The sequence below is a fragment of the Nocardia sp. NPDC051756 genome, assembly GCF_040681495.1.
Lineage (GTDB): Bacteria > Actinomycetota > Actinomycetes > Mycobacteriales > Mycobacteriaceae > Nocardia.
The window spans coordinates 420,740-443,161 of the sequence record NZ_JBFAYV010000002.1 but is presented as its reverse complement, the minus strand read 5'-3'; the positions used below and the strand labels follow the sequence as shown (position 1 = coordinate 443,161).

General features: G+C 66.1%; 27 protein-coding genes and 1 riboswitch. Of the genes, 14 read left to right on the top strand and 13 right to left on the bottom strand.

Going from position 1 to position 22,422, the window contains the following annotated elements; translation table 11 throughout:
* Window positions 1-18 precede the first annotated feature (18 nt).
* On the top strand, window positions 19-1,410 hold the full coding sequence (locus AB0M22_RS08125) for a cystathionine beta-synthase (protein ID WP_364722499.1): 1,392 nt from the start codon (window positions 19-21) through the stop codon (window positions 1,408-1,410).
* Window positions 1,411-1,583: 173 nt separating this feature from the next.
* Here AB0M22_RS08125 and AB0M22_RS08120 read toward each other — a convergent pair whose 3' ends face one another.
* On the bottom strand, window positions 1,584-2,390 hold the full coding sequence (locus AB0M22_RS08120; protein WP_364722497.1) for a DUF72 domain-containing protein: 807 nt from the start codon (window positions 2,388-2,390) through the stop codon (window positions 1,584-1,586).
* Window positions 2,391-2,406: 16 nt separating this feature from the next.
* Window positions 2,407-3,795 carry a cytosine permease gene (locus AB0M22_RS08115; RefSeq protein ID WP_364722495.1) on the bottom strand — a complete coding sequence of 463 codons (1,389 nt, stop codon included), beginning with the start codon at window positions 3,793-3,795 and terminating at the stop codon, window positions 2,407-2,409.
* Window positions 3,792-3,907, bottom strand: a riboswitch (TPP riboswitch). (Overlaps the previous gene by 4 nt.)
* A 256-nt stretch (window positions 3,908-4,163) precedes the next feature.
* Between AB0M22_RS08115 and AB0M22_RS08110 the strand changes: the two genes are divergently transcribed.
* The gene (locus tag AB0M22_RS08110; protein WP_364722493.1) at window positions 4,164-5,297 is read left to right on the top strand and encodes an AbrB family transcriptional regulator; all 1,134 of its coding nucleotides are present in this window, start codon (window positions 4,164-4,166) and stop codon (window positions 5,295-5,297) included.
* A gap of 92 nt (window positions 5,298-5,389) precedes the next feature.
* Here AB0M22_RS08110 and AB0M22_RS08105 read toward each other — a convergent pair whose 3' ends face one another.
* The gene (locus tag AB0M22_RS08105; RefSeq protein WP_364722491.1) at window positions 5,390-5,824 is read right to left on the bottom strand and encodes a DUF4254 domain-containing protein; all 435 of its coding nucleotides are present in this window, start codon (window positions 5,822-5,824) and stop codon (window positions 5,390-5,392) included.
* 348 nt (window positions 5,825-6,172) lie between these two features.
* On the opposite strand from AB0M22_RS08105, the gene AB0M22_RS08100 reads away from it, so the two are divergent.
* On the top strand, window positions 6,173-7,051 hold the full coding sequence (locus AB0M22_RS08100) for a hypothetical protein (RefSeq protein WP_223885052.1): 879 nt from the start codon (window positions 6,173-6,175) through the stop codon (window positions 7,049-7,051).
* Window positions 7,052-7,114: 63 nt separating this feature from the next.
* Here the strand turns inward: AB0M22_RS08100 and AB0M22_RS08095 are convergent, their stop codons facing one another.
* Window positions 7,115-7,483: a DUF6401 family natural product biosynthesis protein gene (locus tag AB0M22_RS08095; RefSeq protein WP_364722488.1), complete on the bottom strand. Its 369-nt coding sequence runs from the start codon at window positions 7,481-7,483 to the stop codon at window positions 7,115-7,117.
* A 204-nt stretch (window positions 7,484-7,687) separates the two neighbouring features.
* Window positions 7,688-8,863 carry an acyl-CoA dehydrogenase family protein gene (locus AB0M22_RS08090; RefSeq protein ID WP_364722486.1) on the bottom strand — a complete coding sequence of 392 codons (1,176 nt, stop codon included), beginning with the start codon at window positions 8,861-8,863 and terminating at the stop codon, window positions 7,688-7,690.
* A gap of 185 nt (window positions 8,864-9,048) precedes the next feature.
* Here AB0M22_RS08090 and AB0M22_RS08085 point away from each other — a divergent pair, with 185 nt between their 5' ends.
* Window positions 9,049-10,191: a cystathionine gamma-synthase gene (locus tag AB0M22_RS08085; protein ID WP_364722484.1), complete on the top strand. Its 1,143-nt coding sequence runs from the start codon at window positions 9,049-9,051 to the stop codon at window positions 10,189-10,191.
* 118 nt (window positions 10,192-10,309) lie between these two features.
* On the opposite strand, the gene greA is transcribed toward AB0M22_RS08085, so the two are convergent.
* Both greA and AB0M22_RS08075 read right to left on the bottom strand, forming a co-directional pair.
* Window positions 10,310-10,804, bottom strand: a complete 495-nt coding sequence (gene greA, locus AB0M22_RS08080; protein ID WP_040738717.1) for a transcription elongation factor GreA — start codon at window positions 10,802-10,804, stop codon at window positions 10,310-10,312.
* A gap of 301 nt (window positions 10,805-11,105) precedes the next feature.
* Window positions 11,106-11,555: a DUF4307 domain-containing protein gene (locus AB0M22_RS08075; protein WP_364722481.1), complete on the bottom strand. Its 450-nt coding sequence runs from the start codon at window positions 11,553-11,555 to the stop codon at window positions 11,106-11,108.
* Between the two features lie 119 nt (window positions 11,556-11,674).
* Between AB0M22_RS08075 and mca the strand changes: the two genes are divergently transcribed.
* Together mca and AB0M22_RS08065 are read left to right on the top strand one after the other, a co-directional pair.
* Window positions 11,675-12,541, top strand: a complete 867-nt coding sequence (gene mca, locus AB0M22_RS08070; RefSeq protein WP_150402836.1) for a mycothiol conjugate amidase Mca — start codon at window positions 11,675-11,677, stop codon at window positions 12,539-12,541.
* On the top strand, window positions 12,541-12,810 hold the full coding sequence (locus AB0M22_RS08065; RefSeq protein ID WP_364724023.1) for a hypothetical protein: 270 nt from the start codon (window positions 12,541-12,543) through the stop codon (window positions 12,808-12,810). Before mca ends, AB0M22_RS08065 begins: the two co-directional genes overlap by 1 nt.
* Before the next feature lie 8 nt (window positions 12,811-12,818).
* Here the strand turns inward: AB0M22_RS08065 and AB0M22_RS08060 are convergent, their stop codons facing one another.
* Window positions 12,819-13,211 carry a VOC family protein gene (locus tag AB0M22_RS08060; protein ID WP_364722479.1) on the bottom strand — a complete coding sequence of 131 codons (393 nt, stop codon included), beginning with the start codon at window positions 13,209-13,211 and terminating at the stop codon, window positions 12,819-12,821.
* A gap of 421 nt (window positions 13,212-13,632) precedes the next feature.
* On the opposite strand from AB0M22_RS08060, the gene AB0M22_RS08055 reads away from it, so the two are divergent.
* Window positions 13,633-14,211, top strand: coding sequence for a TIGR03086 family metal-binding protein (locus AB0M22_RS08055; RefSeq protein ID WP_364722477.1), 579 nt, complete (start codon window positions 13,633-13,635; stop codon window positions 14,209-14,211).
* Between the two features lie 4 nt (window positions 14,212-14,215).
* Here AB0M22_RS08055 and AB0M22_RS08050 read toward each other — a convergent pair whose 3' ends face one another.
* Together AB0M22_RS08050 and AB0M22_RS08045 are read right to left on the bottom strand one after the other, a co-directional pair.
* Window positions 14,216-14,401: a hypothetical protein gene (locus AB0M22_RS08050; protein ID WP_364722475.1), complete on the bottom strand. Its 186-nt coding sequence runs from the start codon at window positions 14,399-14,401 to the stop codon at window positions 14,216-14,218.
* Between the two features lie 213 nt (window positions 14,402-14,614).
* Window positions 14,615-15,178: a GyrI-like domain-containing protein gene (locus AB0M22_RS08045; RefSeq protein ID WP_364722473.1), complete on the bottom strand. Its 564-nt coding sequence runs from the start codon at window positions 15,176-15,178 to the stop codon at window positions 14,615-14,617.
* A 47-nt stretch (window positions 15,179-15,225) separates the two neighbouring features.
* On the opposite strand from AB0M22_RS08045, the gene AB0M22_RS08040 reads away from it, so the two are divergent.
* Window positions 15,226-16,146, top strand: a complete 921-nt coding sequence (locus AB0M22_RS08040; RefSeq protein ID WP_364722471.1) for a serine hydrolase — start codon at window positions 15,226-15,228, stop codon at window positions 16,144-16,146.
* Here the strand turns inward: AB0M22_RS08040 and AB0M22_RS08035 are convergent.
* The gene (locus AB0M22_RS08035) at window positions 16,098-17,042 is read right to left on the bottom strand and encodes a LysR substrate-binding domain-containing protein (RefSeq protein ID WP_364724021.1); all 945 of its coding nucleotides are present in this window, start codon (window positions 17,040-17,042) and stop codon (window positions 16,098-16,100) included. The genes AB0M22_RS08040 and AB0M22_RS08035 overlap by 49 nt on opposite strands.
* A gap of 89 nt (window positions 17,043-17,131) precedes the next feature.
* On the opposite strand from AB0M22_RS08035, the gene AB0M22_RS08030 reads away from it, so the two are divergent.
* Window positions 17,132-18,103, top strand: coding sequence for an MBL fold metallo-hydrolase (locus AB0M22_RS08030; RefSeq protein WP_364722469.1), 972 nt, complete (start codon window positions 17,132-17,134; stop codon window positions 18,101-18,103).
* Between the two features lie 130 nt (window positions 18,104-18,233).
* Window positions 18,234-18,701, top strand: a complete 468-nt coding sequence (locus AB0M22_RS08025) for a cupin domain-containing protein (RefSeq protein WP_364722467.1) — start codon at window positions 18,234-18,236, stop codon at window positions 18,699-18,701.
* Between the two features lie 15 nt (window positions 18,702-18,716).
* Here the strand turns inward: AB0M22_RS08025 and AB0M22_RS08020 are convergent, their stop codons facing one another.
* A complete protein-coding gene (locus AB0M22_RS08020) occupies window positions 18,717-19,181 on the bottom strand; it encodes a PPOX class F420-dependent oxidoreductase (RefSeq protein WP_364722465.1) in 465 nt (154 codons plus the stop codon).
* A 42-nt stretch (window positions 19,182-19,223) separates the two neighbouring features.
* The gene (locus AB0M22_RS08015; RefSeq protein ID WP_364722463.1) at window positions 19,224-19,919 is read right to left on the bottom strand and encodes an NAD(P)H-binding protein; all 696 of its coding nucleotides are present in this window, start codon (window positions 19,917-19,919) and stop codon (window positions 19,224-19,226) included.
* A gap of 287 nt (window positions 19,920-20,206) precedes the next feature.
* Here AB0M22_RS08015 and AB0M22_RS08010 point away from each other — a divergent pair, with 287 nt between their 5' ends.
* From AB0M22_RS08010 to AB0M22_RS07995, 4 genes are all read left to right on the top strand, one after another.
* Window positions 20,207-20,494, top strand: coding sequence for a hypothetical protein (locus tag AB0M22_RS08010; protein ID WP_364722461.1), 288 nt, complete (start codon window positions 20,207-20,209; stop codon window positions 20,492-20,494).
* 33 nt (window positions 20,495-20,527) lie between these two features.
* A complete protein-coding gene (locus AB0M22_RS08005) occupies window positions 20,528-21,526 on the top strand; it encodes a hypothetical protein (RefSeq protein WP_364722459.1) in 999 nt (332 codons plus the stop codon).
* A gap of 21 nt (window positions 21,527-21,547) precedes the next feature.
* Window positions 21,548-21,895: a hypothetical protein gene (locus AB0M22_RS08000; RefSeq protein ID WP_364722457.1), complete on the top strand. Its 348-nt coding sequence runs from the start codon at window positions 21,548-21,550 to the stop codon at window positions 21,893-21,895.
* Between the two features lie 104 nt (window positions 21,896-21,999).
* Complete coding sequence (locus tag AB0M22_RS07995) at window positions 22,000-22,155, top strand: hypothetical protein (RefSeq protein WP_364722455.1); 156 nt, start codon at window positions 22,000-22,002, stop codon at window positions 22,153-22,155.
* Window positions 22,156-22,422 lie beyond the last annotated feature (267 nt).

The following is a 22,422-nucleotide window of genomic DNA, read 5'->3' as shown; positions in this document are numbered from 1 at the left end:
TCTGGAACTATGGGGCGCATGCGCATCGCCGACCATGTCGTGGACCTCATCGGCAATACGCCGCTGGTCCGGTTGAACTCTGTTGTAGGCCCGAACGCCGGACTGGTAGCGGCCAAGATCGAATACCTGAACCCGGGCGGTAGCTCCAAGGACCGGATCGCGGTGAAGATGATCGACGCCGCGGAGCAGTCCGGGCAGCTACGCCCCGGCGGCACCATCGTCGAACCCACCTCCGGCAACACCGGTGTCGGTCTCGCGCTGGTCGCCCAGCAGCGCGGCTACCACTGCGTTTTCGTCTGCCCGGACAAGGTCAGCGAGGACAAGCGCAACGTGCTGCGCGCGTACGGCGCCGAAGTCGTCGTGTGCCCGACCGCCGTCGCGCCGGAAGACCCGGCCAGCTATTACAGCGTCTCCAACCGCCTGGTCGGCGAGATCGACGGCGCGTGGAAGCCGGATCAGTACTCCAACCCGGGCGGCCCGGACAGCCACTACGAGACCACCGGCCCGGAGATCTGGCGCGACACCGACGGCAAGGTCACCCACTTCATCGCGGGTGTCGGCACCGGCGGCACCATCACCGGCGTCGGGCGCTACCTCAAGGAGGTGTCCGGCGGCAAGGTGAAGATCATCGGCGCCGATCCCGAGGGCTCGGTGTACTCCGGCGGCACCGGACGGCCGTACCTGGTCGAGGGCGTCGGCGAGGACTTCTGGCCGTCCGCCTACGACCCGGCCATCCCGGACGAGATCATCGCGGTCTCCGACGCGGACTCCTTCGACATGACCCGCCGCCTCGCCCGCGAGGAAGGCCTGCTGGTCGGCGGCTCGTGCGGCATGGCCGTGGTCGCGGCCATCGAGGTGGCCAAGCGCGACCCGGACGCCGTGGTCGTGGTGCTGCTGCCCGACGGCGGCCGCGGCTACCTGTCCAAGATCTTCAACGACCAGTGGATGAGCTCCTACGGCTTCCTGCGCGAGCGGCTCGACGGCAGCATGGTCGAACCGCTGGTCGGCGACGTGCTGCGGGGCAAGTCCGGCGAGCTGCCCGACCTGGTGCACACCCATCCGTCGGAGACCCTGCGCGACGCGATCGAGATCCTGCGCGAGTACGGCGTCTCGCAGATGCCCGTGGTCGGCGCGGAGCCGCCGGTGATGGCGGGCGAGGTCGCGGGCAGCGTGTCCGAGCGCGACCTGCTCTCGGCGGTGTTCGAAGGCCGTGCGCACCTGACGGATTCGGTCGGCAAGCACATGAGCTCGTCGTTCCCGCTGATCGGTGCGGGCGAGCCGATTTCCGCCGCGACCAAGGCACTGTCGGATACCGACGCGTTGATGGTGGTCGAGGAGGGCAAGCCGGTCGGCGTCATCACGCGGCACGACCTGCTCGGCTTCCTCAGCATCGGAACGCTCGGACACTGAATTGCTCATCCGCCTCTCCGCGAATTCAGGCCGGACTCAGGCGCGCGGCGCTTGACGTCGGCGACCGGCGGTGCGGCGGAGGCAGGGTCAGCCCGTCCCCGGTGAGTTACCCCTGTGCTCACGAGATCTGTTGTCGGGGAATGTCAGTCGGGGCCCGTGTACTCGGGCCCCGACTATGCGAGGCGGGCGCGCAGGGCTAGGGCGTCGCGTGGGGCCATGACTTTGGCGTCGTTGTCGAAGTAGCAGAAGACGTCGCGGTCGGCGGACCAGGTGCGGATCTTGTCGGCCCACATATCGAGGCCCTCGTCGGTGTACCCGCTGACGTACAGCTCGTCGTGGCCGTGCAGGCGGATGTAGACGAAATCCGCGGTGACCTCCTCGATCATCGGGAATTTGCCTGCGGCGTCGGCGATTACGAGCGCGATCTCGTGCTCGGTCAGCAGATCGGTGAACTCGGGCGTGACGAAGCTGGGGTGGCGGATCTCCAACGCGTACCGCAGCGGGCGATCAGCGTCGGTGGTCGTATAGGCCGGATCCACCCGTTGGTCATGCTGTTTCGCTATTTCCGTGGCCTGCATAGTGGTTCGGGGCAGGTGGGTGAAAAAGGTAGCCAGCACCTCCGGATCGAACTGGAAGTTCGGCGGCAGCTGCCAGAGGATCGGGCCCAATTTGGGGCCGAGGGCGAGCATTCCGGAGGCGAGGAAATTGGCCAGCAACTCGTCGCCGTCGCGCAACCGCTTCATGTGCGTTATGAATCTGCTGCCCTTCACCGCGAAGACGAAATCGTCCGGCGTCTGGCTCGCCCAGTTCTGATAACTCGACGGGCGTTGCAGTGCGTAGAACGAGCCGTTGATCTCGACGCTGTTCAGCTGTTGCGACAGATAGGCGAGTTCCCGCTTCTGCGTCACGCCTTTGGGATAGAAGACGCCACGCCAGGGCGGATACACCCACCCCGACGTGCCGATCCTGACCTCACCCATCACTCCATCGTGGCAGCTAGGCGGACGTGTCGCCGGCTACCCGAGCTCGCCGGAGCGTCGAGATCCGGCCGAACGCCCACGCGACCACCAGCGCCGCGAGGAACGACAGCAGCGACGCGCTCATCCACGCCTGCTTGGTGAAGTGCAACCGCTCCTGCACGTTCACCCAGAAGTCGGTCCACACGCCGGCATCGCCCGGATTGATGAGCTGGTAGACCGAGAGCCCGGCCAGCCAGGCGACGATCATGCCCCAGCGCGGCGGGGCGTCGTCGGCGGTGTTCCAGTCGCCCTTCGCGCGCAGGAAGAAGTCGGCGACCAGCACGCCGAGCAGCGGCACGAACACCGAACCGATCAGCCCGAGGAAGCCGAAGTAGTTGGCCATGTTCAGCTGCAACGCGAGCACCGTGATCAGGACGCCGAGCCCGATCGACAGGATCCGCCGGTCGATGCGCGGCGCGAGATTCTGGATCGAGACCGCGGTGGAGTACACGTTGGCGAACGACTGGTCGGCCTCGCGCAGCACGAACACGAAGAAGAACAGGCCGCCCAGACTGACCTGGAGGAACGGCGAGTACTGGCCGTCGCCGGTCGCCCGGGCCAGCGCGAACAGGCCGAGCGTGTAGGCCACGATCTGGGTGATCGCGTAGGCCCCGCTGGCCGCGCCGAAGGCCGAGCCGGTGCTGCGCGAGTGCCGGGTGTAGTCCGCGGCCACCGGCACCCAGGAGATGGACACCGCGAGCGCCGCGTCGGTGGCGATCCAGAAGAGGTTCCAGTCGGCGCCGAACGGGCCGCTGCCGTGCGGGCCGGGATTGGCCGACAGATCGGGCAGCCCGGTGCGGAAGAACTGGATGTAGAACCAGATCAGCGCGATCACCACGCCGATCGTGACGAACCGGCGCAGCAGCCGCACCGAACCGAGCGGCCAGATGGTCAGCGCCGTGGTGAGCAAGCCGGCGGCCACCACGTAGAGCCAGTGCGGACCGCCGCCGAACAGCTCGTCGGCCGCGTCGCCGATCACGATCAATTCGAAGGTGCCCCAGCCGATCAGCTGGGCGATGTTCAAAACGGTTGGCAGATAACTGAGTTTCGCGCCGAACAGGCCGCGCAGCAGCACCATCGCCGGCTTGCCGGTCTTGGCGCCGGGGATGGCCGCCAGGCCGAGCATCAGACCGCCGACGACCGTGCCGACGATCATCGCGAGGATGCCCGCGGAGATGGAAATCTGCGGTGCGCCGTCGGAATTCGGCGCCAGCACGGTGTACGCGCCGGAGAAGGCGATGAGGCTGACACCCAGGTTTGCCCAGAATGCGCTCTGGTCCCAGAAGGACAGCACCTTCGGGGCGGGCTCGTCGAGGGTGAAGGGGGCCTCGTGCCGTTCGGAGTTGTGCAGGGTCGATGAAGACATGCCCGAAACGCTCTTCCTACGCCGGCATTACCCGGACAGGTTCATGCGGTCGGCGAAGCGCTGGGGTCCGCCCTCTCAGCCCGGCCTTGCCCGAGCTCCCGCGGTGGGGGTGGTTCGGGCGAATAGTACACGTGGCGATTCGGCGGTCCGTGCGATCCGCATGGCCGCGCCCGCTGAACGGCCGTGAACTGCATGTTCGCTCGACTCGGTATCCTGGAAACCGGACAGAGTACGAACCAACGCAGGGCCTGGGAAATGTCCGTTCTGAACTGGGGATTGGTGTCCTGCGGCCGGGATCACACCGGCCGTTAACCGCGATAACGGAGTTGTAACGGTCTGTTCACCGTCTAGGGCCAGGATTACGAGGTATGACTCGGAGGCAAGTGATCGGTTGGGTAGCTCTGCTTACCTCGGTGCTTGCCGGGGCCGAGTTGCTCGATCGGGTGAATTTTCCCGCGCCGCAGATGATTCTCGCGATCGTCGTCGGCGGCGCCCTCGCGTTGGCCGGGAAGTTGCCCGCGCCGATGCCCCGCCAGCTGTCCTGTGGCGTGCAGTCCATGCTCGGTGTGTTGATGGGCAGCTATCTGGAGATCTCGCTGCTGTCCAGCATCGGGTTGGCGTTGATTCCGGTGCTCGCGGTGACGGTGGCGACGCTGCTGATCAGCCTGCTGGTCGCGGTGGTGTTCGCCCGCTTCGCGCACGTCGAACTGCCGACCGCGACGCTCGGGCTGCTGGCCGGCGGTTCCGCGGCGGTGGTGGCGGTGGCCGACGACATGGACGCCGATCCGCGTCAGGTGGCGTTCATGCAGTACCTGCGGGTCGCGCTGGTCGCGGTGAGCGCGCCTGCCCTCGGTGCGCTGCTGAGCAACAGCGGCGACGGGCTGAGCAACGAGAAGGTGACGCTCGGCGGCGCGGTCACCAATCCTGATCTGCCGTTCTGGATGATCGTCGGACGCGGGGATCAGGTCGCCGGGTTGTCCATCGCGGTGATGCTGTGCGTCGTCGGCACCAAGCTGGGCCGGCGGCTCGGGCTGCCGAGCCCCGCGCTGATCGGGCCGATGCTGATGACCGCGGTGCTCACCGCGCTGGGCGTCAGCCACGGGTACGCGCCGACGAACCTGTTCAAGGATCTGCTGTTCGTGCTCATCGGCTTCGAGGTCGGAACTCGCTTCACCCGGACCGTGGTTCGCGAGATGGCCCGGATGATCCCGGGCATGACGGTCACCATCGTCGCGTTGTCCGCGATCGTCGCCGGACTCGCGTTCGCGGTGGCCACCTTCGTGGACCTCGAGCTGTCCGACATTTACCTCGCCACCACGCCCGGCGGTATCAACGCGGTGCTGGCCACGGCCGAGTCGATGGACGCGAACCTGCCGTTGATCACCTGCGTGCAGAGCATGCGCCTGCTGCTGATGGTGTTGATGCTGCCGCTCTTGGCCAAGGCGATGCGGTGGTTCTCGGCTCGGCAGTTGCAGCTGGCGCAGCCTGAGCTAGTGGCCTGACCCGGCCTGCGCGGACACTTTCCCGCTGATTGCCCGCGGTTCTCGTCGTTCGACGCCGAGAATGTCCGCCTAGACCGGGCACCCCTGCACCACTACGCCTTTCGCACCGCACCCACGATGAGATCGGTCCATTCGTCGGCCAGCGCGGCGAGCCGATACCACGCCGCATGCACCCGGAGATCGGAGACTTTTTCGGCGGTGTGCAGCAGATGACTGGCGTGCGCGTGTGCGGCGGCCATGCGATCGACGGTGGCGCCGAGGGATCCGGTGCGCAGATGCTCGGTGCAACTGCGGCGGGGGAGTTGGGTGGCTACCCAGTTATCGATGGCGGCGACCAATTCGGCGCGGCGGCAATCTATTCCGGCGGCCCCGAGCGGATTGCCGGGCCGCTGCCGGTGCAGCGTGGCCAACCGGCGGGCCAGATCGATCAGCGGATGGTCGGTGTTCGGATCGCCCGCGTGGCTGCCGAAGGCGGCGACCAGTTCGCGTTGATCCGGCAATGATCGGTCGGCTGACAAGGTCTTCATCGTGCACCTCCGGGTGACGTCAGGCGGGAGGCATTGCCCTGATGCCGAATCCGAGATAAGAGTGCGCCGCTTACCTCGGCGTGTCGGTGACGTCGAGATGGCACCGCGATGACAGGTCGTAACAATCTTCTCCTCATGGCGTCGGCCGGGGTTGTGAGGAAGATCGACCAGTCTCGGGTGGCCGGGGTAGAGAGTACGTCCCCCGCGCGCCGGACAGGTTAGCGGTCGCGCCGAAAGTCGCAATGTGGCAAATTATCTGCAAATAGACGATTCGAGTTATGTGGCCAGGGTATAACCGGCCATGAAGCAGCCTCGGCAACCGCCATGGCGTAATCGGATAGCGAAGGGATGGGCATGTACACCTCCAGTTTGGCTATCGATTTCCAGAAGGGGTTCTCGGACGCGTGGAGTTCGGTGGCCACGTTCGTCCCCAAGCTGGCCGGATTCATCGTCATCTTGCTCATCGGCTGGATCGTCGCGAAGGTCGTCTCGACGATCGTGGACAAGGTGCTCGACCGGCTCGGCTTCGACCGCCTGGTCGAGCGCGGCGGCCTCAAGCAGATGATGTCGCGCAGCCGCTACGACGCTTCCGATCTGCTGGCGAAGCTTGCCTACTACGCGATCCTGCTGATCGCGCTGCAACTCGGTTTCGGGGTGTTCGGGCCGAACCCGGTGAGCGATCTGCTCGACGGCATCGTGTCCTGGCTGCCGAAGGCCGCGGTCGCCATCATCATCGTGGTGATCGCCGGCGCGATCGCGTCCGCGGTGCGTGACCTGGTCGGCAACATGCTCGGCGGGCTGTCCTACGGCGCGATGATCGGCCGGATCGCGGCGGTGTTCATCTGGGGCGTCGGCATCGTGGCCGCGCTGAACCAGATCGGCGTGGCCATGTCGGTCACCATGCCGATCCTGATCACGGTGCTCGCCACCATCGGCGGCATTCTGGTGGTCGGCGTCGGCGGCGGCATGGTCCGGCCGATGCAGCAGCGCTGGGAGGGCTGGCTGAGCGGGCTGGAAGAGGAGATGCCCGCGGTCAAGGGGCACGCGGAGGCGTACTCGCGTGGTCGTGAGGATGCTTCGCGGGAGCAGCTATGGATGGATCAGCAGGCCACCCGCGGCCAGGGTCAGCACGCACAGCAGTGGGATCAGGGTGCGATGCAGGGCGGCGGCTCGTACGAGCAGTCCGGTGAGTACATGGGTTACCGCGACCCGGGCGAGCGGCGCTAAGTACCACCGATAAACGCGTCCGCCGTGGGCTGTTGCCTACGGCGGACGCGTTGTGTCAGGGGTTCAGGCGAACCGCTGGGACGGGTGCAGGCACACGCTCGCCAGGCGCAGCTGGAGCCAGTCGGCGTTCGCCCAGCTGCCGAGATCGCTCGGCGCGGCGCTGGTCATGCCGTGTTCGGCCGCGGCCTCGCGCACGTGATCGAGCAGGCCGCGCGCGTAACCCGCGAGCAGCACGCTCATCGGCACCCGCGCGGCGCCTTCGACGCCGAGTTCGAGGATGTCGCGCACGGCGGCCGCGTGCTGGTCCAGCGCTGCCGAAAGGGCGGGCAGTTCCGCCGCCGCGGCGAGCGCCGGTACCCCGTGCGTCTTGTGCAGGCGGGTCAATATCTTGCGCGCCGACACTTCGAGCAACGCGGGGCCGAGCAGAAACATGTTCCTATGCTAGCAATCGGCGAGTCTTTATAGAACTGTGACGCTTCACCCAGTCTGTTTTGCCGGAAAAGTGAGTTCCAGCAAATTCGCCGCATCGAAAAGTCTTGGGAGAGAATCAGTTCGCCAATAGCCGCCGGTAAATGCGACCGTCCGGTATGGATACGGTTTTGGCGGCGGCGAACTGATTCCCTCGGCGACCCCCGGTTACCGGAAGGCGTTGGCGTCGGTCAGCGCGCGACCGAGCACCAGCTGATGCACCTCGGCCGTGCCCTCGTAGGTGAGCACCGACTCCAGGTTGTTCGCATGCCGCAGCACCGGATAGTCCAGCGTGATGCCGTTCGCGCCGAGGATGGTGCGGCACTCCCTGGCGATCTTGATGGCCTCCCGCGTGCTGTTCAACTTGCCGGCGCTCACCTGCTCGGGCGTCACCGCGTCCCGATCCTTCAGCCGGCCCAGGTGCAGCGCGAGCAGCTGTCCCTTGCCGAACTCCAGCGCCATGTCGGCCAGCTTCGCCTGGGTCAGCTGGTACCCGGCCAGCGGCTTGTCGAACACCTCACGGGTGCGCGCGTATTCGATGGTCGAGGCCAGGCAGTCGCGGGCCGCGCCGAGTGCGCCGAAGATGATCCCGAACCGCGCCTCGCTCAAACAGCCCAGCGGCGAGGCCAGCCCGCGCGACTCCGGCAGCACCGCGTCGGCGGGCAGCCGGACGTCGTCGAGGTCCAGTTCGGCGGTCACCGAGGCGCGCAGCGACAGCTTGCGATGCATCTCGCGCGCGCTGAACCCGGGCGTCCCGGTGGGCACCAGGAAGCCGCGGATGACCTGCCTGCCCTCGTCCTCGGTCTGCGCCCAGATCACCACGACATCGGCCACCGAGCCGTTGGTGATCCACATCTTCGAGCCGTTGAGCACCCAGTCGGCGCCGTCGCGCTTGGCCCTGGTCCGCATGCCGCCGGGGTTGGAGCCGAAGTCGGGTTCGGTGAGCCCGAAGCAGCCGAGCGCGCGCCCGGCCGCCATCTCCGGCAGCCACTGCTGCTTCTGCTCCTCCGAGCCGTACTTGTGGATCGCGGTCATCGCCAGCGATCCCTGCACCGACACCATGCTGCGCACGCCGGAGTCGACGGCCTCCAGCTCCTGGCAGGCCAGGCCGTACATCGTCGCCGACATGCCCGCGCAGCCGTAACCCTCGAGATGCATGCCGAGCAGCCCGACCTCGCCCAGCTGCGGCGCGAGTTCGCGAGCCGGGAAGGTGCCCTCCTCGAACCAGTCCGCGATGTGCGGTCGCAAGCGTTGATTCGCGAAGGTCGCGACGGCATCGCGGATCTCGCGCTCATCGTCGGACAGCAGGGAGTCGATCGCGAACAGTTCTTCCACAGTCACCATGCGCTAAGCGTAAATGGGAAGGCCGCCGGTGAGATCGGGGTCTGGTGAGGTTCTCATAAGAAAATTTCCGGTCTACTTGCCCTAGCTGCGTAACTAGATCGGTGCCGACCCGGATTCGTCCGCAGAACGTCGATCCGACCCGACCAGGGGGTTGCCCGGAAATCGCCCCTGATTAGGCTGGGGCCATGAGTGAGCTGGGGTTCTCTACGCGAGCCGTGCATGCAGGATTCGATCCCGATCCGCAGACCGGCGCGGTCAACGTGCCCATCTACGCGAGTTCGACGTTCGCCCAGGACGGGGTGGGTGGCCTGCGCGGCGGTTTCGAGTACGCGCGCACCGGCAACCCGACCAGGTCCGCGCTGGAAGCGAACCTCGCCGCGCTCGAATCCGGCACCTACGGCCGGGCGTTCGCGTCCGGCATGGCCGCCACCGACTGTGCCATTCGCGCCACGTTGCGTCCCGGTGACCACATCGTCATCCCGGACGACGCGTACGGCGGCACCTTCCGGCTGATCGACAAGGTGTTCAGCCAGTGGGGCATCGAGCACTCGCCGGCCCACGTGTTCGACGTGGACGAGATGCGCGCCGCGATCCGGCCGAACACCAAGCTGGTGTGGGTCGAGACCCCGACCAACCCGCTGCTGAGCATCGGCGACATCCCGGCGCTGGCCGACATCGCGCACGGCGTGGGCGCGAAGCTGGTGGTGGACAACACCTTCGCCACCCCGTACCTGCAGCAGCCGCTGCTGCTCGGCGCCGACATCGTCACCCACTCGACCACCAAGTACCTGGGCGGGCACTCCGACGTGGTCGGCGGCGCGCTGATCACCAACGATCCCGAACTGGACGCGGCGTTCGCGTTCCTGCAGAACGGCGCGGGCGCGGTGCCCGGCCCGTTCGACGCCTTCCTCACCCTGCGCGGCACCAAGACCCTTGCGGTGCGGATGGATCGGCACTGCGACAACGCCGAGACCCTGGCCGAGTTCCTGACCCGGCACCCGGCCATCTCCCAGGTGATCTACCCGGGCCTGCCGGAGCACCCGGGCCACGCGGTCGCCGCGAAGCAGATGCGCCGGTTCGGTGGCATGATCTCGGTGCGGCTGCACGGCGGCCCGGACGCGGCCCGCGATCTCTGCTCGCGCACCAAGGTGTTCACCCTCGCCGAGTCGCTGGGCGGGGTGGAATCGCTGATCGAGCACCCGGCCGCGATGACGCACGCGTCCACCGAGGGCTCGGTGCTCGAGGTGCCCGCGGATCTGGTGCGGCTCTCGGTCGGCATCGAGGACGCCGCCGACCTGCTCGCGGACCTCGAGCAGGCACTGAGCTAGGGTCCGGAGAATGACGAAACGGCCGCACCGGGTAATCGGGTGCGGCCGTTCGTGTCTCAGGGGAACAAGTCGGCCGGGGCGCGCAGCTCGTGGCTGCGCGACACCGCGGCCGGACGGGTCAGCTGTGGTAGGGCTCCGCGCTGACCAAGGTGACCTTCATCGTCTTGCCGTTGGGCAGCGTGTACTCACGGGTGTCGCCGACCTTGGCGTCGATGAGCGCGCCGCCGAGCGGGGAAGCCGGCGAGTAGGTCTCCAGCTTGGAGTCGTTCAGGCCCTCTTCGCGGGTGGCGATGAGGAAGGTTTCGGTGTCGGACTCGTCGCCGTCGTAGTAGACCTTGACGACCGAACCGGGGAGCGCGACGCCGGACTTGGTCGGCGCGACGCCGACCTTGGCGTTGTTCAGCAGCTCCTGCAGCTGGCGGATACGCGCCTCCTGCTGGCCCTGCTCCTCGCGCGCGGCGTGGTATCCGCCGTTCTCCTTGAGGTCGCCCTCTTCACGGCGTTCGTTGATCTCGGCAGCGATAACGGGACGATTGGCAATGAGCGCATCGAGTTCGCCCTTGAGCCTGTCGTGCGACTCCGGGGTCAGCCAAGTCACTTGCGTCTCAGTCATCTCGATCACTCCCTAGTAGTTGTTCCCGGCAGGCCGGGATTCCCTGATAACTGCCGCGGTACCCACCCGTGGGGGCGGGCACGCACCAGTCGACGGCTAGAGCGATCCTGGGAAGTTCATCGAACCCCGACAGACCCTGGTTCCGGGCAAAGCTCGTAATCCGGAACAGATAGCGCTGGCCGCCAATGCAGCAAACACGGCTCCGAACCCCGGAACCGTGTATCAGGCCATTTTAGCATGAATCACAAACGTGCAGGTCGGAGTTAATTTCGAGGACAATTGCTGCGGCAAAAGCGGCAAATCACCCTGCTCGGAGATAGCTGGGTACCTGCGAGCTGCAACCGTAGATACTGCTCGACGCCGGTCGTGACGAGGTCTTGACCGTGGTGGTCTGTTCGATCGTGCCGCTGGTAGACGGCTCGATCAGCACCTCGCGGCGGCCTACCTCGACGCTGTCGCGGGCCATCGCGCGGACGAAGCAGACGGCGGGTTGTACGGGATCTTTGCGGGTGACCTTGATCCGGATGGTCATGGTCGAGTCGTCGACCACCGTGTAGCCGAGCTGCTCGGACTCCAGGTCCTTGGGGCCGTACTTCTGGTAGCCCACGAAGGCCACGCCGCAGCCGAGCACCACCACGACGACGCCGAGGACCAGCGGCAGCCAGCGGCGCTGCACCGGCGGCTTGGTTCCGTACCGGTCGGTCGGCCTTTGGGGCGCGGCGGGAGCCGGGGCGTCGCTTCGATCGGTCACAAGGTCGCTCCCGGGGGGTACGTCGGAACAAAAGTCGGTCGAATGGAACTATAGGGAACGAAGACCAGACACCCGCGAGCGAGAGCGATGGTGAACGAGACGTGAGTGGCCTTCGCCTCATGGCGGTGCATGCCCACCCCGACGACGAATCCAGTAAGGGTGCCGCGACGACCGCCCGGTACGCCGACGAGGGACACGACGTCCTCATCGTGACGTTGACCGGCGGCGAACGTGGCAGCATCCTGAACCCCGCGATGGACACCCCTGGTGTCCTGGACCGGATCAACGAGATCCGGCGCGAGGAGATGGCCGCCGCGGCGCGTGCGCTCGGCGTGCGCCAGCACTGGCTCGGCTTCGTCGATTCCGGTCTGCCGGAGGGGGATCCGCTGCCGCCGCTGCCCGAGGGCAGCTTCGCGGTGGTGCCGTTGGCGGAGGCCACCGAGGCGCTCGTCCGGGTGGTGCGCGAGTTCCGCCCGCACGTGATGACCACCTACGACGAGCTGGGCGGCTACCCGCACCCGGACCACATCCGCTGCCACGAGGTATCGGTCGCCGCCTACGAGGCGGCCGGCGATCCCGAGCAGTTCCCCGACGCGGGCGCGCCGTGGACGCCGCTGAAGCTGTACTACGACCACGGCTTCACCGCCCGGCGGATGGAGGTCTTCGCCGAGGAGTACGAGCGGATGGGTGAGCCGTTCCCGTTGCAGGAGTGGCTGGACCGGATGCGCAAGTACGTCCCGGAGCGCGGCGACGTGTTCTCCCGGGTCACCACGCAGATCGACTGCGCCAAGTACTTCCCGCAGCGCGACGACGCGCTGCGCGCGCACGCCACCCAGATCGACCCCAACGGCGCGTTCTTCGCCATCCCGCTGGAGCTGCAGCAGCGGCTCTGGCCGACCGAGGAGTTCGAGCTGGCCAAGACCAGGGTCAAGACGGCGCTGCCGGAGACCGACCTGTTCGCCGGCATCGAGGACGAGCACCGGTGATGCTGGTTCTGCTCGCGCAAGCACCCGGCGGCACCCCGACCGGGCCGGAGTTCGGCAAGGCGTCCCCGCTCGGTCTGGTCATCATCCTGATCCTGCTCGCGGGCACCGTGCTGCTGGTTCGCTCGATGAACAAGCACCTCAAGAAGCTGCCCGCCACCTTCGAACCCGAACACCCGGAACCGGACCAGGAGGCCGACGAGGGGACCGAGCGCGGCATCACCACCCGGCCCGACGAGGTCGAGCCGGACAGCCGCGCGGAAAAGACCTGACGCTGGGATCAGTTGGGGCCCAGCAGATCCCAGCGGTTGCCCGCGATATCGAGAAACACCGCGACCTGACCGTAGGGCTCTTGCCTTGGCACCGTGACGAATTCGACGCCGCGCGCCACCATCCGGTGGAACGCGGCGTCGAAATCGTCTACCTGGAGAAAGAATCCGACTCGGCCCGCTGTCTGGTTGCCGACCGCCGCGGACTGCTCCGTGCCGTCCGCGCGGGCGAGCAGCAGGCCGGTTCGGGCGCCGGGCGGGCGGACCACCACCCAGCGTTTGGAGCGGCCGTCGTTCGTCTGCGCGGGCGAGTCCTCGATCAGATCGAAGCCGAGCGCCTCGGTGAAGAAGGCGATCGCCGGGTCGTAGTCCTCGACGACGAGCGTGCAGAGGTCGATGCGCATGGGCACGGATGGTAGGCGACGTGCGGCATTGCCGGTCGGCTGACCATGTGAATGTGCGAATGTCCGAATTTCAATCGGGGTAACAGGTTTAAACAACACCTGAACTGGATAACGAAATCGCTACAGCTGTGGCTTAATCGAAACCGGTTTTCAGCTTCACACCACTGCATAGCCCGCTCTACGGTCACAACACCGCTGACGCAACAGTTTTCAAACGTTGTGGGGCGGCCGTTGCATGCGCACCGAGCGCATTGCACACTGTAGCGAGATGTATTCGGCTGAGCACAGCCGCTTAATCCAACGGCCACCGAGAAGCACACTGCTGGCAACCTAATTCGCCGCGAGCAGCTTTCGCAACGGCCTCCGTATGTCGCCCGCCTGTGTTACCAATTCAGCCAGACCGCTCGACCGAAGGAAGCTCATGGACAACGTGATCGGACAGATCGACCGTGCACTCGATGCGACGAGCGTGATCGTCGCGGCTTTGGACGACAGCTCCATGACCGCGCCGACGCCCTGCCGGGAGTGGGATGTGCGTGCCGTGTTGAACCACACGGTGGGCAACATGCACATCTTCGCGGCCGCGTTGAGCGGCACGGATTCCGGCGCCGATCATGAATCCGATTGGCTCGGCGGCGATCCGCAGGGCGCGTACGCGGCGGCGGCGGAGGTGGATCGAGCGGCCTGGCATCGGCCCGACGCGCTCGAGTACACCGTGCACATTCCGCTGGGCGAACTGCCCGCCGCGATGGCGGCCCTTGTGCATCTCACCGAATTGGTTGTGCACGGTGTCGATCTCGCGGTCGCCATCGGCAGGCCGGACCTGGCCGACGACGAGTTGTGTGGCGAACTTCTCGCCACCATGCAGGCCGGCGGCGGCATCGACCGGTTCCGCGCCCCCGGCATCTTCGACGCCGAGGTGTTCGTCGAGGCGGACGAGCCGGGTCATCGCCGGTTGCTCGGCTATGTCGGCCGGGAAGTGCTGGCGCGGACCCCGTAGCCCGCTACCGGATCCGAACCACGGTCGAGGCCGCGAGAAGCAGCAGCTCGCGCGCCGCGGCCTGCTCGTAGGCGAGCCGGCCACCGTGGTGGCGATGCAAGGCATGCTGCTCGGCATGTACCGATGACGTCGCCGCGCTGATATCCCGGGCTGCGCCGTCTTTCGGACGTGCGATGGTGAATTTGCGCATGGCAATTACGCCCTTTCCATAAGATGCAGGTATATCGGCTCGATTTCCGTCGCGCCCACCGTATTTCGGGCACACGAAAAGAAACGTGCGCCACGTACCGCGGGTGCGTGTCCGTGCGCGCCGGAGTTCGCGATCGGCAACGGATTCCATTCCACCGTTGCCCGTGCACCGGGCGCTTGCGAACTGTATCCGGTCGAATTCGACCGGCGCATCCTATTTTTCGGCGACCCGGCGGACGGGGTGGCGCAGGATGGTCCTCGTCTTCGCGGCCGGCGCCCGGCGCGGGTCGGACAGATAGATCTCGTGATGGCGTCCGTTCATCGTCAAGCCCTCGGCGGCCATGAACGCTTCCAGCTTGGCCAGGGTCTCCGGTTCGGTCGCGTACGGACCGATGTGCAGCGCTTGAATGGCGTCGCCCTCGGTGATCTGCTCGAAGGTTGCCCCGTGCACCATGGCCGCGGTGACGAACTCCGGCATGCGCACCATCAGCTTCCAGTGCCACTGCTCGCGCGGCACCGTCAGTGGGGGTTCGTCGGACTCGACCCACCACAGGCCCTCCAGCTTCGGCACCACGAAGTCGTGCCCGGCGAGCTTGGCGATCTTCTTCGCGCCGTACGCGGTTCGGTAGAGCGACTCGATCGCCGCGACGTACTCCGGGCCCGCCGGGGCGCCGGAACCGGTGACCGTCACGTACGCGTAGGTGTCGAACGTGCGCAGTGCCGGCTCGGTGGATGCGTGGTAGTAGTGCTTGTCTGTTTTGGCCAGATCGAGCTTCATACCGCGAGCCTGGAGGCTCCAGCACCGGGAGAGTCAAGCGTCGATCCATGTGGCAGCTTGGAGGCGTGGACGAGATCTTTCGGGACGCGGGGGTGCGGGGCTGGGTGCATGCGCGGTGCTTCGACTGCGGTGCCGAGGCCGGGTCGGGCGCCGACGAGCCGGTGGTGCTCGCCTCGGTGGTGAAGGTGCCGCTGGTGCTGGAGTTCGCCCGGCAGGTGGCGGCGGGGCAGCTGGATCCGGCCGATCGAGTGCGGGCCGCGGGTGCGGATCGGCTCGGCGGGGTCGGCACGGCGGGCTGTCATGACGATGTCGAGCTGAGCCTGCGCGATGCGGCGTTCTTCGCGCTCACGGTGAGCGACAACACCGCGGCCGATCTGCTCTTCGATCGGGTCGGTCTCGACAATGTGCGTTCGCTGGTGCGGGAACTCGGCCTCGACGCCACCCGGATCGTCGGCCCGCCGCGGCACATCGTGCAGAGCATGGCCGACGACATCGGCGCTCGGGATGCCGCCGAGTTCGCCGAGCGGTTTCCGGCGCTCACCGCCGTGGAGATTCTCGGCACCCGGGCGCTGGACCCGCTTCGGACTACCGCGAGCACGCCACGGGAGATGACCCGGTTGCTCACGCTCATCGGTCAGGATCTCGCCGGTCCCGCCGAGGCCTGCGGCTGGGTGCGCGATCTCATGCGCCGGCAAGTGAATTGGCATCGGCTCGCCGGTGCGTTCCCGCCGGAGGTGCAGGTGTGGGCCAAGACCGGCACCCTGCCCGGGGTGCGCAACGAGATCGGTGTGCTGGAGTATCCGGACGGAAGTCGTTATGCCGTAGCGGTATTCACCAGGGTGAACTCGCTCGCGCAACGGCTGCCCGAGGTGGATCGCGCGATCGGCGCCGTCGCCGCGCACGCGATCGACCGCATCGATCACGGCCTGCCGTACACCACGTTCCACGGCCGGTGCGGGGCTGCCTGAACCGCCGCGGGCCGAGATGCGCCGTCGCCCTGCACAACTCGCACGATCAGCTCGGCGAGTTCGGGCACCAGCGGATGTGGCGCGTGCGCCGGCCAGGCGAGGGAGAGCCGCCAGGTCAACGTGCCTTCCGGTAGCGGCCGCCAGACGACCCGCGGTTCCTTCTGCGCCACCATGCCCTGATCGAAGGCGACGCCGCGGCCGGAAAGCACCATGCCGAGCACGAATTCGGGGTTTCGGGCGTGCTGGACCCGCGTCGGTTTGAAGCCGTGCTCCCAGCAGGTGCGCAGTGTCGCGTCGTAGAGTCCGGGCGCGGCGGCGCGCGGGAAGATCACCAGGCCGAGTCCGGCCAGATCGGCGAGGGTGAGCGAAGCGCGCACGGCCAGTGGCGAATCGCGGGGGAGGACCACGCCGACGGGCGTGTCCACGGCGGGGCCGAGTTCGAGGCCGACGACGTCGACCGGATGTTGCAGCAGTCCCGCGTCGAGCTGGCGGTCGGCCAGCAGGCGGACCTGCTCGGCCGTGGTCAGCTCCTGGAGATCCACTCGCACCTCGCGGCTCTCGAACGCGGTGAGGATCGCGGCGAGCACCCGTCCCGCCAGTTCGGGCGGCACACCGACCCGCAACGCGTCCATCTCGCCGCGATGCGCCTTGCCGACCAGCGAGGTCGCGCGCTCCCAGCGGGCGAGCAGATCGCGCGATTCGGCGAGCAGGATCTGGCCCGCCTCGGTGAGTTCGACCCGGCGGCTGTCCCGGTCGAACAGCCGAGCGCCGAGGTCGTTTTCGAGCTTGCGGATGCGTTGACTCAGCGGTGGCTGGGCGATGCCGAGGCGTTCGGCGGCCTGTCCGAAATGAAGTTCTTCGGCCACGGCAACGAAGTACCGCAGCTGACGCAGCATGTCCACGCTGCGACGATATCGTTTTCGATATCGCCGAGCGGCCGCGCCGGTCTTGGACAGCGGGATATCTGCTGTGTTGGGGTGCCTGCATGACAGGTTTCGGACGGCGGAAATTCTTCGGTGTGGCCGGAGGTGCGGCGGTGCTCGCGGGCGTAGTGGCATGTGGCGGAACGGAATCCGCGAAACCTGCGGCGGAGGCTCCCGCTCCGGCGCCCGGTGCGATGACCCTGCGCTGGTGGGGTAACAACAGCTGGGAAATCCGGCTGCCGGGCGGTAAGACGGTGCTGATCGATCCCTGGCTGACCAGGTTCCATACCGGAACGTATACCGCTGCGGGCGCCGATCCGGACACCCCGATCACTGTTGATACCGCCCTCATCGACCGGTACGTGGACAGCGGCGAACTGCGCGCCGACCACATCCTGGTCACCCACGGTCACTACGACCATCTCACCGATGTGCCGTACCTGGCGAAGAAGACCGGTGCGACGGTGCTCGGCACCGAGACCCATCTCAATCTGCTGGCCGCGCTCGGCGCACCGGAAGATCAGCTCTCGATCACCACCGGCGGCGAGCAACTGCGCTTCGACGGATACACGATTCGCGCACTGCGCTCGCTGCATTCGGTCTCCGGTACCCGGGCCGAGGTGGCCTTCGCCGGCACCCGCCCCGGTCTCGGCGCGGGAAAGTTGCCGGAGCCCAAGGTGATTCGCGATCTGGTCGAGGGCGGCACGCTGGCCTACGAGGTGAGCGGTGGCGGGGTGAGCGTGCTGAACTTCGGCGGCTCCAACTACATCGAATCCGAGCTGGCCGGCCTGCACCCGGACGTGCTGCTGTTGCCCGCGGGCGGCGGCAAGATCACCGACTATGTCGCGCGGTTGCTGCGCGTCACCGGTAACCCGCGCTACGTAATTCCCACGCACTGGGACGATTTCGACTATCCGCTCGCCGAGCCCGCCCGTGACTGGGGTGGTCTCGAAGCGCTGCGCAAGGCCGTCGCGCAAGCCAGTCCGACCAGCAAATTCGTCACCGTCGATCACCTACAGACCTTCACTCCCTGAGGTGTGGCCGTGATCGATGGTGATCGGACGGTGATCTGTCGCTGACGGCGGTTGCGGTTTCCTGTCTAGGGGGACGGCATAGCGGTCCCACCCGTACAGAGAGGACATCGCAATGGGTTACGCAGGCCCCGTGGGCGTTCGGGCACCCTGGACTCAGCCGCAAGTTCGTTACTACGACGGCGGTTTCGAGCAGGTGCTGTCGGAGCAGGAAACCGCGAGTGCACTGACCGTCATGCGGGCCAAGGTGTTCCCCGCGGGTGCGCCGCCGCTGCATTTCCACACCAGGGAAGACGAGTTCTGGGTCATCCTGTCCGGGCAGGTCCGGTTCTGGATCGGTGGATACTCGTTGGCGGAATGCGCCATCACCGAGGCGGGTCCCGGCGCTTTCGTCTACGGCCCGCGCAATATTCCGCACACCTTCCAGACCATCACCGAGGAGAGTGAGGTTCTGGTCGGCAATACGCCGGGTGCGATCGAAGGCTACTTCAACGGCGTCGGCGCGGCCGAGACCCGAGAACACGACCAGCAGGTGGACCTGATCGGGAGCTACGGGGTCACCCTCGTCGGCCCGCCGCCCGTCTGGTCCGACTGGAACTGAGCCCGCGAATTGTCGCTATGCTTCCGCTTGCTCGGGTGGGAACCCGCCGGTGGCGATCGGTCCCCAGCGGTCGATGTGGATGCGGATCAGCGACTTGTTCTGGCGAGCCATCGCCGTCCGGTATTCGTCCCAGTCCGGGTGCTCACCCGAGATGCCGCGGAAGTAGTCGACCAGCCCGTCGAGGGCTTCCGGCATGTCCAGGACTTCGGCCCGGCCGTCGACCTGCACGTAAGGACCGTTCCAGTCGTCGGAGAGCACGCAGATCGACACCTGCGGGTTGCGGCGGGCGTTGCGCGTCTTGGCCCGGCTGGGATAGGTCGAGACGACGATGCGCCCCTCCGCATCCAGCCCGCAGGTCACCGGAGACAGCTGCGGCGACCCGTCCGCGCGGCTGGTGACCAATACCCCGCGGTGCCGTTGCCGCAAGAACTCCAGCAGCGCGGACTGTTCGACCTTGTCGGCAGTAGCGATTCGTGGCATCTCCCCATCTTGTCATCGCGTGTACGGGAGTCGCGGATCGATTCACCGCTTCGGCATGGCCTCGCGCCGGATCCATTGCAGCAGTGTCGGATTGCCGACCGTGGTGACGACCTCGACCGTTTTACGCAGGTAGCGGTCGTCATCCAGCAGCGCGAGCAGGCTCGCCGCCAGATCCACCCGAGCGGTATACATCCCGTCCGCGCGCCCCTCGACCACGGTGTAGTCGCTGACCGCCGGCCGATGATAAAGCGCACCGGGCCGCACAATCATCCATTCCAAATCGCTTGCCCGAACCAACGATTCCATCCGCCGCATATCGTCGTACATCGTCTTACCCAGCACCCGAGTCAAATACGGCATCAGCACCCGATTGAACACAACCCCGGCCCCGGCATACGGATGCGGATCCACCCCCGCCGAACTCACCACCCCCAGCCGCCGCACCCCCCGCCGCCGCATCGCATCGATAATGTTCCCCACCCCACGCGAATACGTACTGATGGCCTCCTTCCCCGCAGGCACCCCAAGCACCGACAACACCGCATCCCCCGCCCCCACCGCAGCATCAACGGCCCCCGAATCGAACACATCGGCCTCGATCACCTCGAGCCGATCATGTTGCAGCGGAAACACTTCCGGCCGCCGAGTAACCGCAGCAACCTGATACCCGGCAGCGAGCGCCTGACTGGTCAACACCCGACCGGCAGGCCCATTGGCCCCAAAAACAGTAATACGCATAGCAACAGCTCTTTCCTCGACTCGTCGGGCACCAACGCCCGGCCCGCTCACCCGGACGAACACGAGATGCCGCCAAGCGCCTCCGTGTGACACCGTGGCGATGTGGCAGATGTCACCGCCTCAACGGTCATCGGCTCGCCGGCAAGACGGCAGCTGTCGCCGTTGCACCGCGGTGTGTGAAGTGTTTGAATTGCGCGAGAACGGAAATGGGGACGTTCTGATCGTTACGGCACCTATGGGGAGGGCATCGTATGGGGGAACCGAGTCGCTTCCGGACTGTAGGGCGAGTGGTGACGGCAACCGCGCAGATCGGTGCCTTGCTAGCCGAGGGATTGCTACGCCGCGAATTCTTGGTCGGTGCTGTCCTGCTGTCGACGTTCACCGTCGTGATGGGTCTTACTTCTGATAGCACTGCCTGGAAAGCCAGTTACTGCGTGGCGGGGGCTCTCGGTATCGTCGCGTCATTCATTGTTATGCGTAGGAACTGGCCCCTGCAATGGTTGGGCTCGATCAGCATTGTGCTGATAAACGTGATCCTGCTGGTCGTGCATGGTCGACTATCCGGGGATCTCTGAAATAATTGGTAATACGATATCGAGGGGGACGCTTTGGCGCCAGACTTTTCGGTCGAGATCAGCGATCTGCGTGGTTGGGCGGAACAGGTCGGCCGTTCGGGGACTCATCTTTACGAAGGGCATAATTACTCAGTCCGCAACCTTAATGATGCAGACTTCGGCCGGATCATGAATCTCATCAAGGATGACTACACGACGCTGCTGCCGGCGTTGCATGATGTGTTGCTGGCAAGCAATGAAAATATGGACAAGGCCAAGCGGGCGCTGGAGTACGCGGCTGCTGACTACGTCGACGCCGATCGCCGGTTCGCTGGGTCACTCGCCGAGCTGGATGGGGATGTTCCGGTCACCGTTGTCGACGACGGTGTCGCCAACGGATTCGCTGATCTTCAGACACCGACCGCTCAGCTCTCGGACCCGGTGCGTGGCAATTTCGAGATGCCTTCGCTGTCTTTGGGTTTGATGTGGAACAAGGTGTGCGAACTGCTGGTAGCGCTGGGTGCGTCCGACCCCAGGAAGAAGATCTGCGAGTTGCTGGCCGGCGACATTCCGAAGGCGAAAGCTCAGGCAGATGCCTGGCGGAAGCTGGCCGAGTTCGTCGACGATGTGCAGGCCAATCTCGCCTCCGGGCAGACCTCGATTGCTAAAACGTGGATTGGCAGTGCGTCGACCAGCGCGGGCAACCATTTCAAGGCTTGGGACACGAAGTTCGACAATATCGAGTCGATCATGCGGAAAGCGGCGCAATACATCGATGATGCTGCTGACCAGGCAGTGCATCTAGCGCAGAATGCGACCGACGTATTCATGACCATCGTCAGTCTGCTCACCGCGGCGTTCACGAAGGCGGCCATCCCGCTGTTCGGGCAGGCCTATCTGGCCAAGAAGGGGTGGGATGCCTTCAAGCTTTACAAGGGTGTAGTGAGTGTGCTCCTCGTGTTCTTCACATTGCTGCATGCGGTCAAGAATCTTTTTGTGAGTGCGATTGGTGAGTTCAGTAGAGAGTCGCTACCGAAACCGCCGCAGGTCTGATGCAAAGAATCAGGAGAAAATATGGCAATCGCGAACCGAGGTGAGGCGTTCGGGACCATTCTTGCGGAGCTGAAGTCGCAACTGGACGAGTTGATGCAGGAGGCGCAACGGCTTGCTCAGGCGAATGTGACCACTGCGGAAGAGGCCCAGAAGCTACAAGAACTCGCTAAGTCCGGTGAGCTGGGTGCCGAGTTCAAACAGGCTGCCGACCTGATCGCAAGTGGTGCCGATACGTGGGACGCACTGTTCTCCGGCAAATCGGCGAATTCGTCGCTGCTCATCCCGGCCATGGAGGCGAACTCCGGCAAGTACGGAGCACAATTCAGCGCGCAGATCCGGTCGGACCCGGAGCCTGATCTGGTGGAGTGACCACCTCGCTCTATCAAGGAGTTCGCCACTGGGGGTGAACCGCGTCTTCGCGGTGAGTGTGGCTGCACCCCTGTTTACTTCGCAGTAGGCGATTCCGTTGCTATGTGATGGCGGTCGCGAATGCTGTGGCCGCCTGTGCAATCGAGACCGAAGGGCTGGCCGGCTTTCTCGGCGCTGCGGACTCCTGCAATGTGCCCGATGCGAACGGCGACACCGCTATCGGCCTGGCGATCGGTGCTGACCAGCGGTCTATTCCGTAGCTCGAGGATTGCGCGGCATACTGTGAGCTGTGCAGTTCGGAATCATCGGCCCTCTCGAAGTACGTCCGGCCGATGGACGTCCGATTGTGGTCGGTGGTCTGCGAGGGCCGGCGTCCGTGGCCATGCCGTCGCTCGGTGCTGGTCGCGTCGTGCCTTGAGACCAGTGGCTCGGGTGCGGCCGAAACTTTGCGTGGTCTTCGCTTCGTGGGTGTGGTCGCCCGCATGTCGCCGAAACCCGCTCTGCACTGGGCGAATCCGGGTTTACGC

Bases quoted from the DNA above. Each gene is read 5' to 3' on its own strand.
- AB0M22_RS08125 (WP_364722499.1), top strand. From the start codon at position 19: ATGCGCATCGCCGACCATGTCGTGGACCTCATCGGCAATACGCCGCTG.
- AB0M22_RS08120 (WP_364722497.1), bottom strand. From the start codon at position 2,390: ATGGGTGAGGTCAGGATCGGCACGTCGGGGTGGGTGTATCCGCCCTGG.
- AB0M22_RS08115 (WP_364722495.1), bottom strand. From the start codon at position 3,795: ATGTCTTCATCGACCCTGCACAACTCCGAACGGCACGAGGCCCCCTTC.
- AB0M22_RS08110 (WP_364722493.1), top strand. From the start codon at position 4,164: ATGACTCGGAGGCAAGTGATCGGTTGGGTAGCTCTGCTTACCTCGGTG.
- AB0M22_RS08105 (WP_364722491.1), bottom strand. From the start codon at position 5,824: ATGAAGACCTTGTCAGCCGACCGATCATTGCCGGATCAACGCGAACTG.
- AB0M22_RS08100 (WP_223885052.1), top strand. From the start codon at position 6,173: ATGGGCATGTACACCTCCAGTTTGGCTATCGATTTCCAGAAGGGGTTC.
- AB0M22_RS08095 (WP_364722488.1), bottom strand. From the start codon at position 7,483: ATGTTTCTGCTCGGCCCCGCGTTGCTCGAAGTGTCGGCGCGCAAGATA.
- AB0M22_RS08090 (WP_364722486.1), bottom strand. From the start codon at position 8,863: ATGGTGACTGTGGAAGAACTGTTCGCGATCGACTCCCTGCTGTCCGAC.
- AB0M22_RS08085 (WP_364722484.1), top strand. From the start codon at position 9,049: ATGAGTGAGCTGGGGTTCTCTACGCGAGCCGTGCATGCAGGATTCGAT.
- greA (WP_040738717.1), bottom strand. From the start codon at position 10,804: ATGACTGAGACGCAAGTGACTTGGCTGACCCCGGAGTCGCACGACAGG.
- mca (WP_150402836.1), top strand. From the start codon at position 11,675: ATGGCGGTGCATGCCCACCCCGACGACGAATCCAGTAAGGGTGCCGCG.
- AB0M22_RS08065 (WP_364724023.1), top strand. From the start codon at position 12,541: ATGCTGGTTCTGCTCGCGCAAGCACCCGGCGGCACCCCGACCGGGCCG.
- AB0M22_RS08060 (WP_364722479.1), bottom strand. From the start codon at position 13,211: ATGCGCATCGACCTCTGCACGCTCGTCGTCGAGGACTACGACCCGGCG.
- AB0M22_RS08055 (WP_364722477.1), top strand. From the start codon at position 13,633: ATGGACAACGTGATCGGACAGATCGACCGTGCACTCGATGCGACGAGC.
- AB0M22_RS08050 (WP_364722475.1), bottom strand. From the start codon at position 14,401: ATGCGCAAATTCACCATCGCACGTCCGAAAGACGGCGCAGCCCGGGAT.
- AB0M22_RS08045 (WP_364722473.1), bottom strand. From the start codon at position 15,178: ATGAAGCTCGATCTGGCCAAAACAGACAAGCACTACTACCACGCATCC.
- AB0M22_RS08040 (WP_364722471.1), top strand. From the start codon at position 15,226: ATGTGGCAGCTTGGAGGCGTGGACGAGATCTTTCGGGACGCGGGGGTG.
- AB0M22_RS08035 (WP_364724021.1), bottom strand. From the start codon at position 17,042: ATGCTGCGTCAGCTGCGGTACTTCGTTGCCGTGGCCGAAGAACTTCAT.
- AB0M22_RS08030 (WP_364722469.1), top strand. From the start codon at position 17,132: ATGACAGGTTTCGGACGGCGGAAATTCTTCGGTGTGGCCGGAGGTGCG.
- AB0M22_RS08020 (WP_364722465.1), bottom strand. From the start codon at position 19,181: ATGCCACGAATCGCTACTGCCGACAAGGTCGAACAGTCCGCGCTGCTG.
- AB0M22_RS08015 (WP_364722463.1), bottom strand. From the start codon at position 19,919: ATGCGTATTACTGTTTTTGGGGCCAATGGGCCTGCCGGTCGGGTGTTG.
- AB0M22_RS08000 (WP_364722457.1), top strand. From the start codon at position 21,548: ATGGCAATCGCGAACCGAGGTGAGGCGTTCGGGACCATTCTTGCGGAG.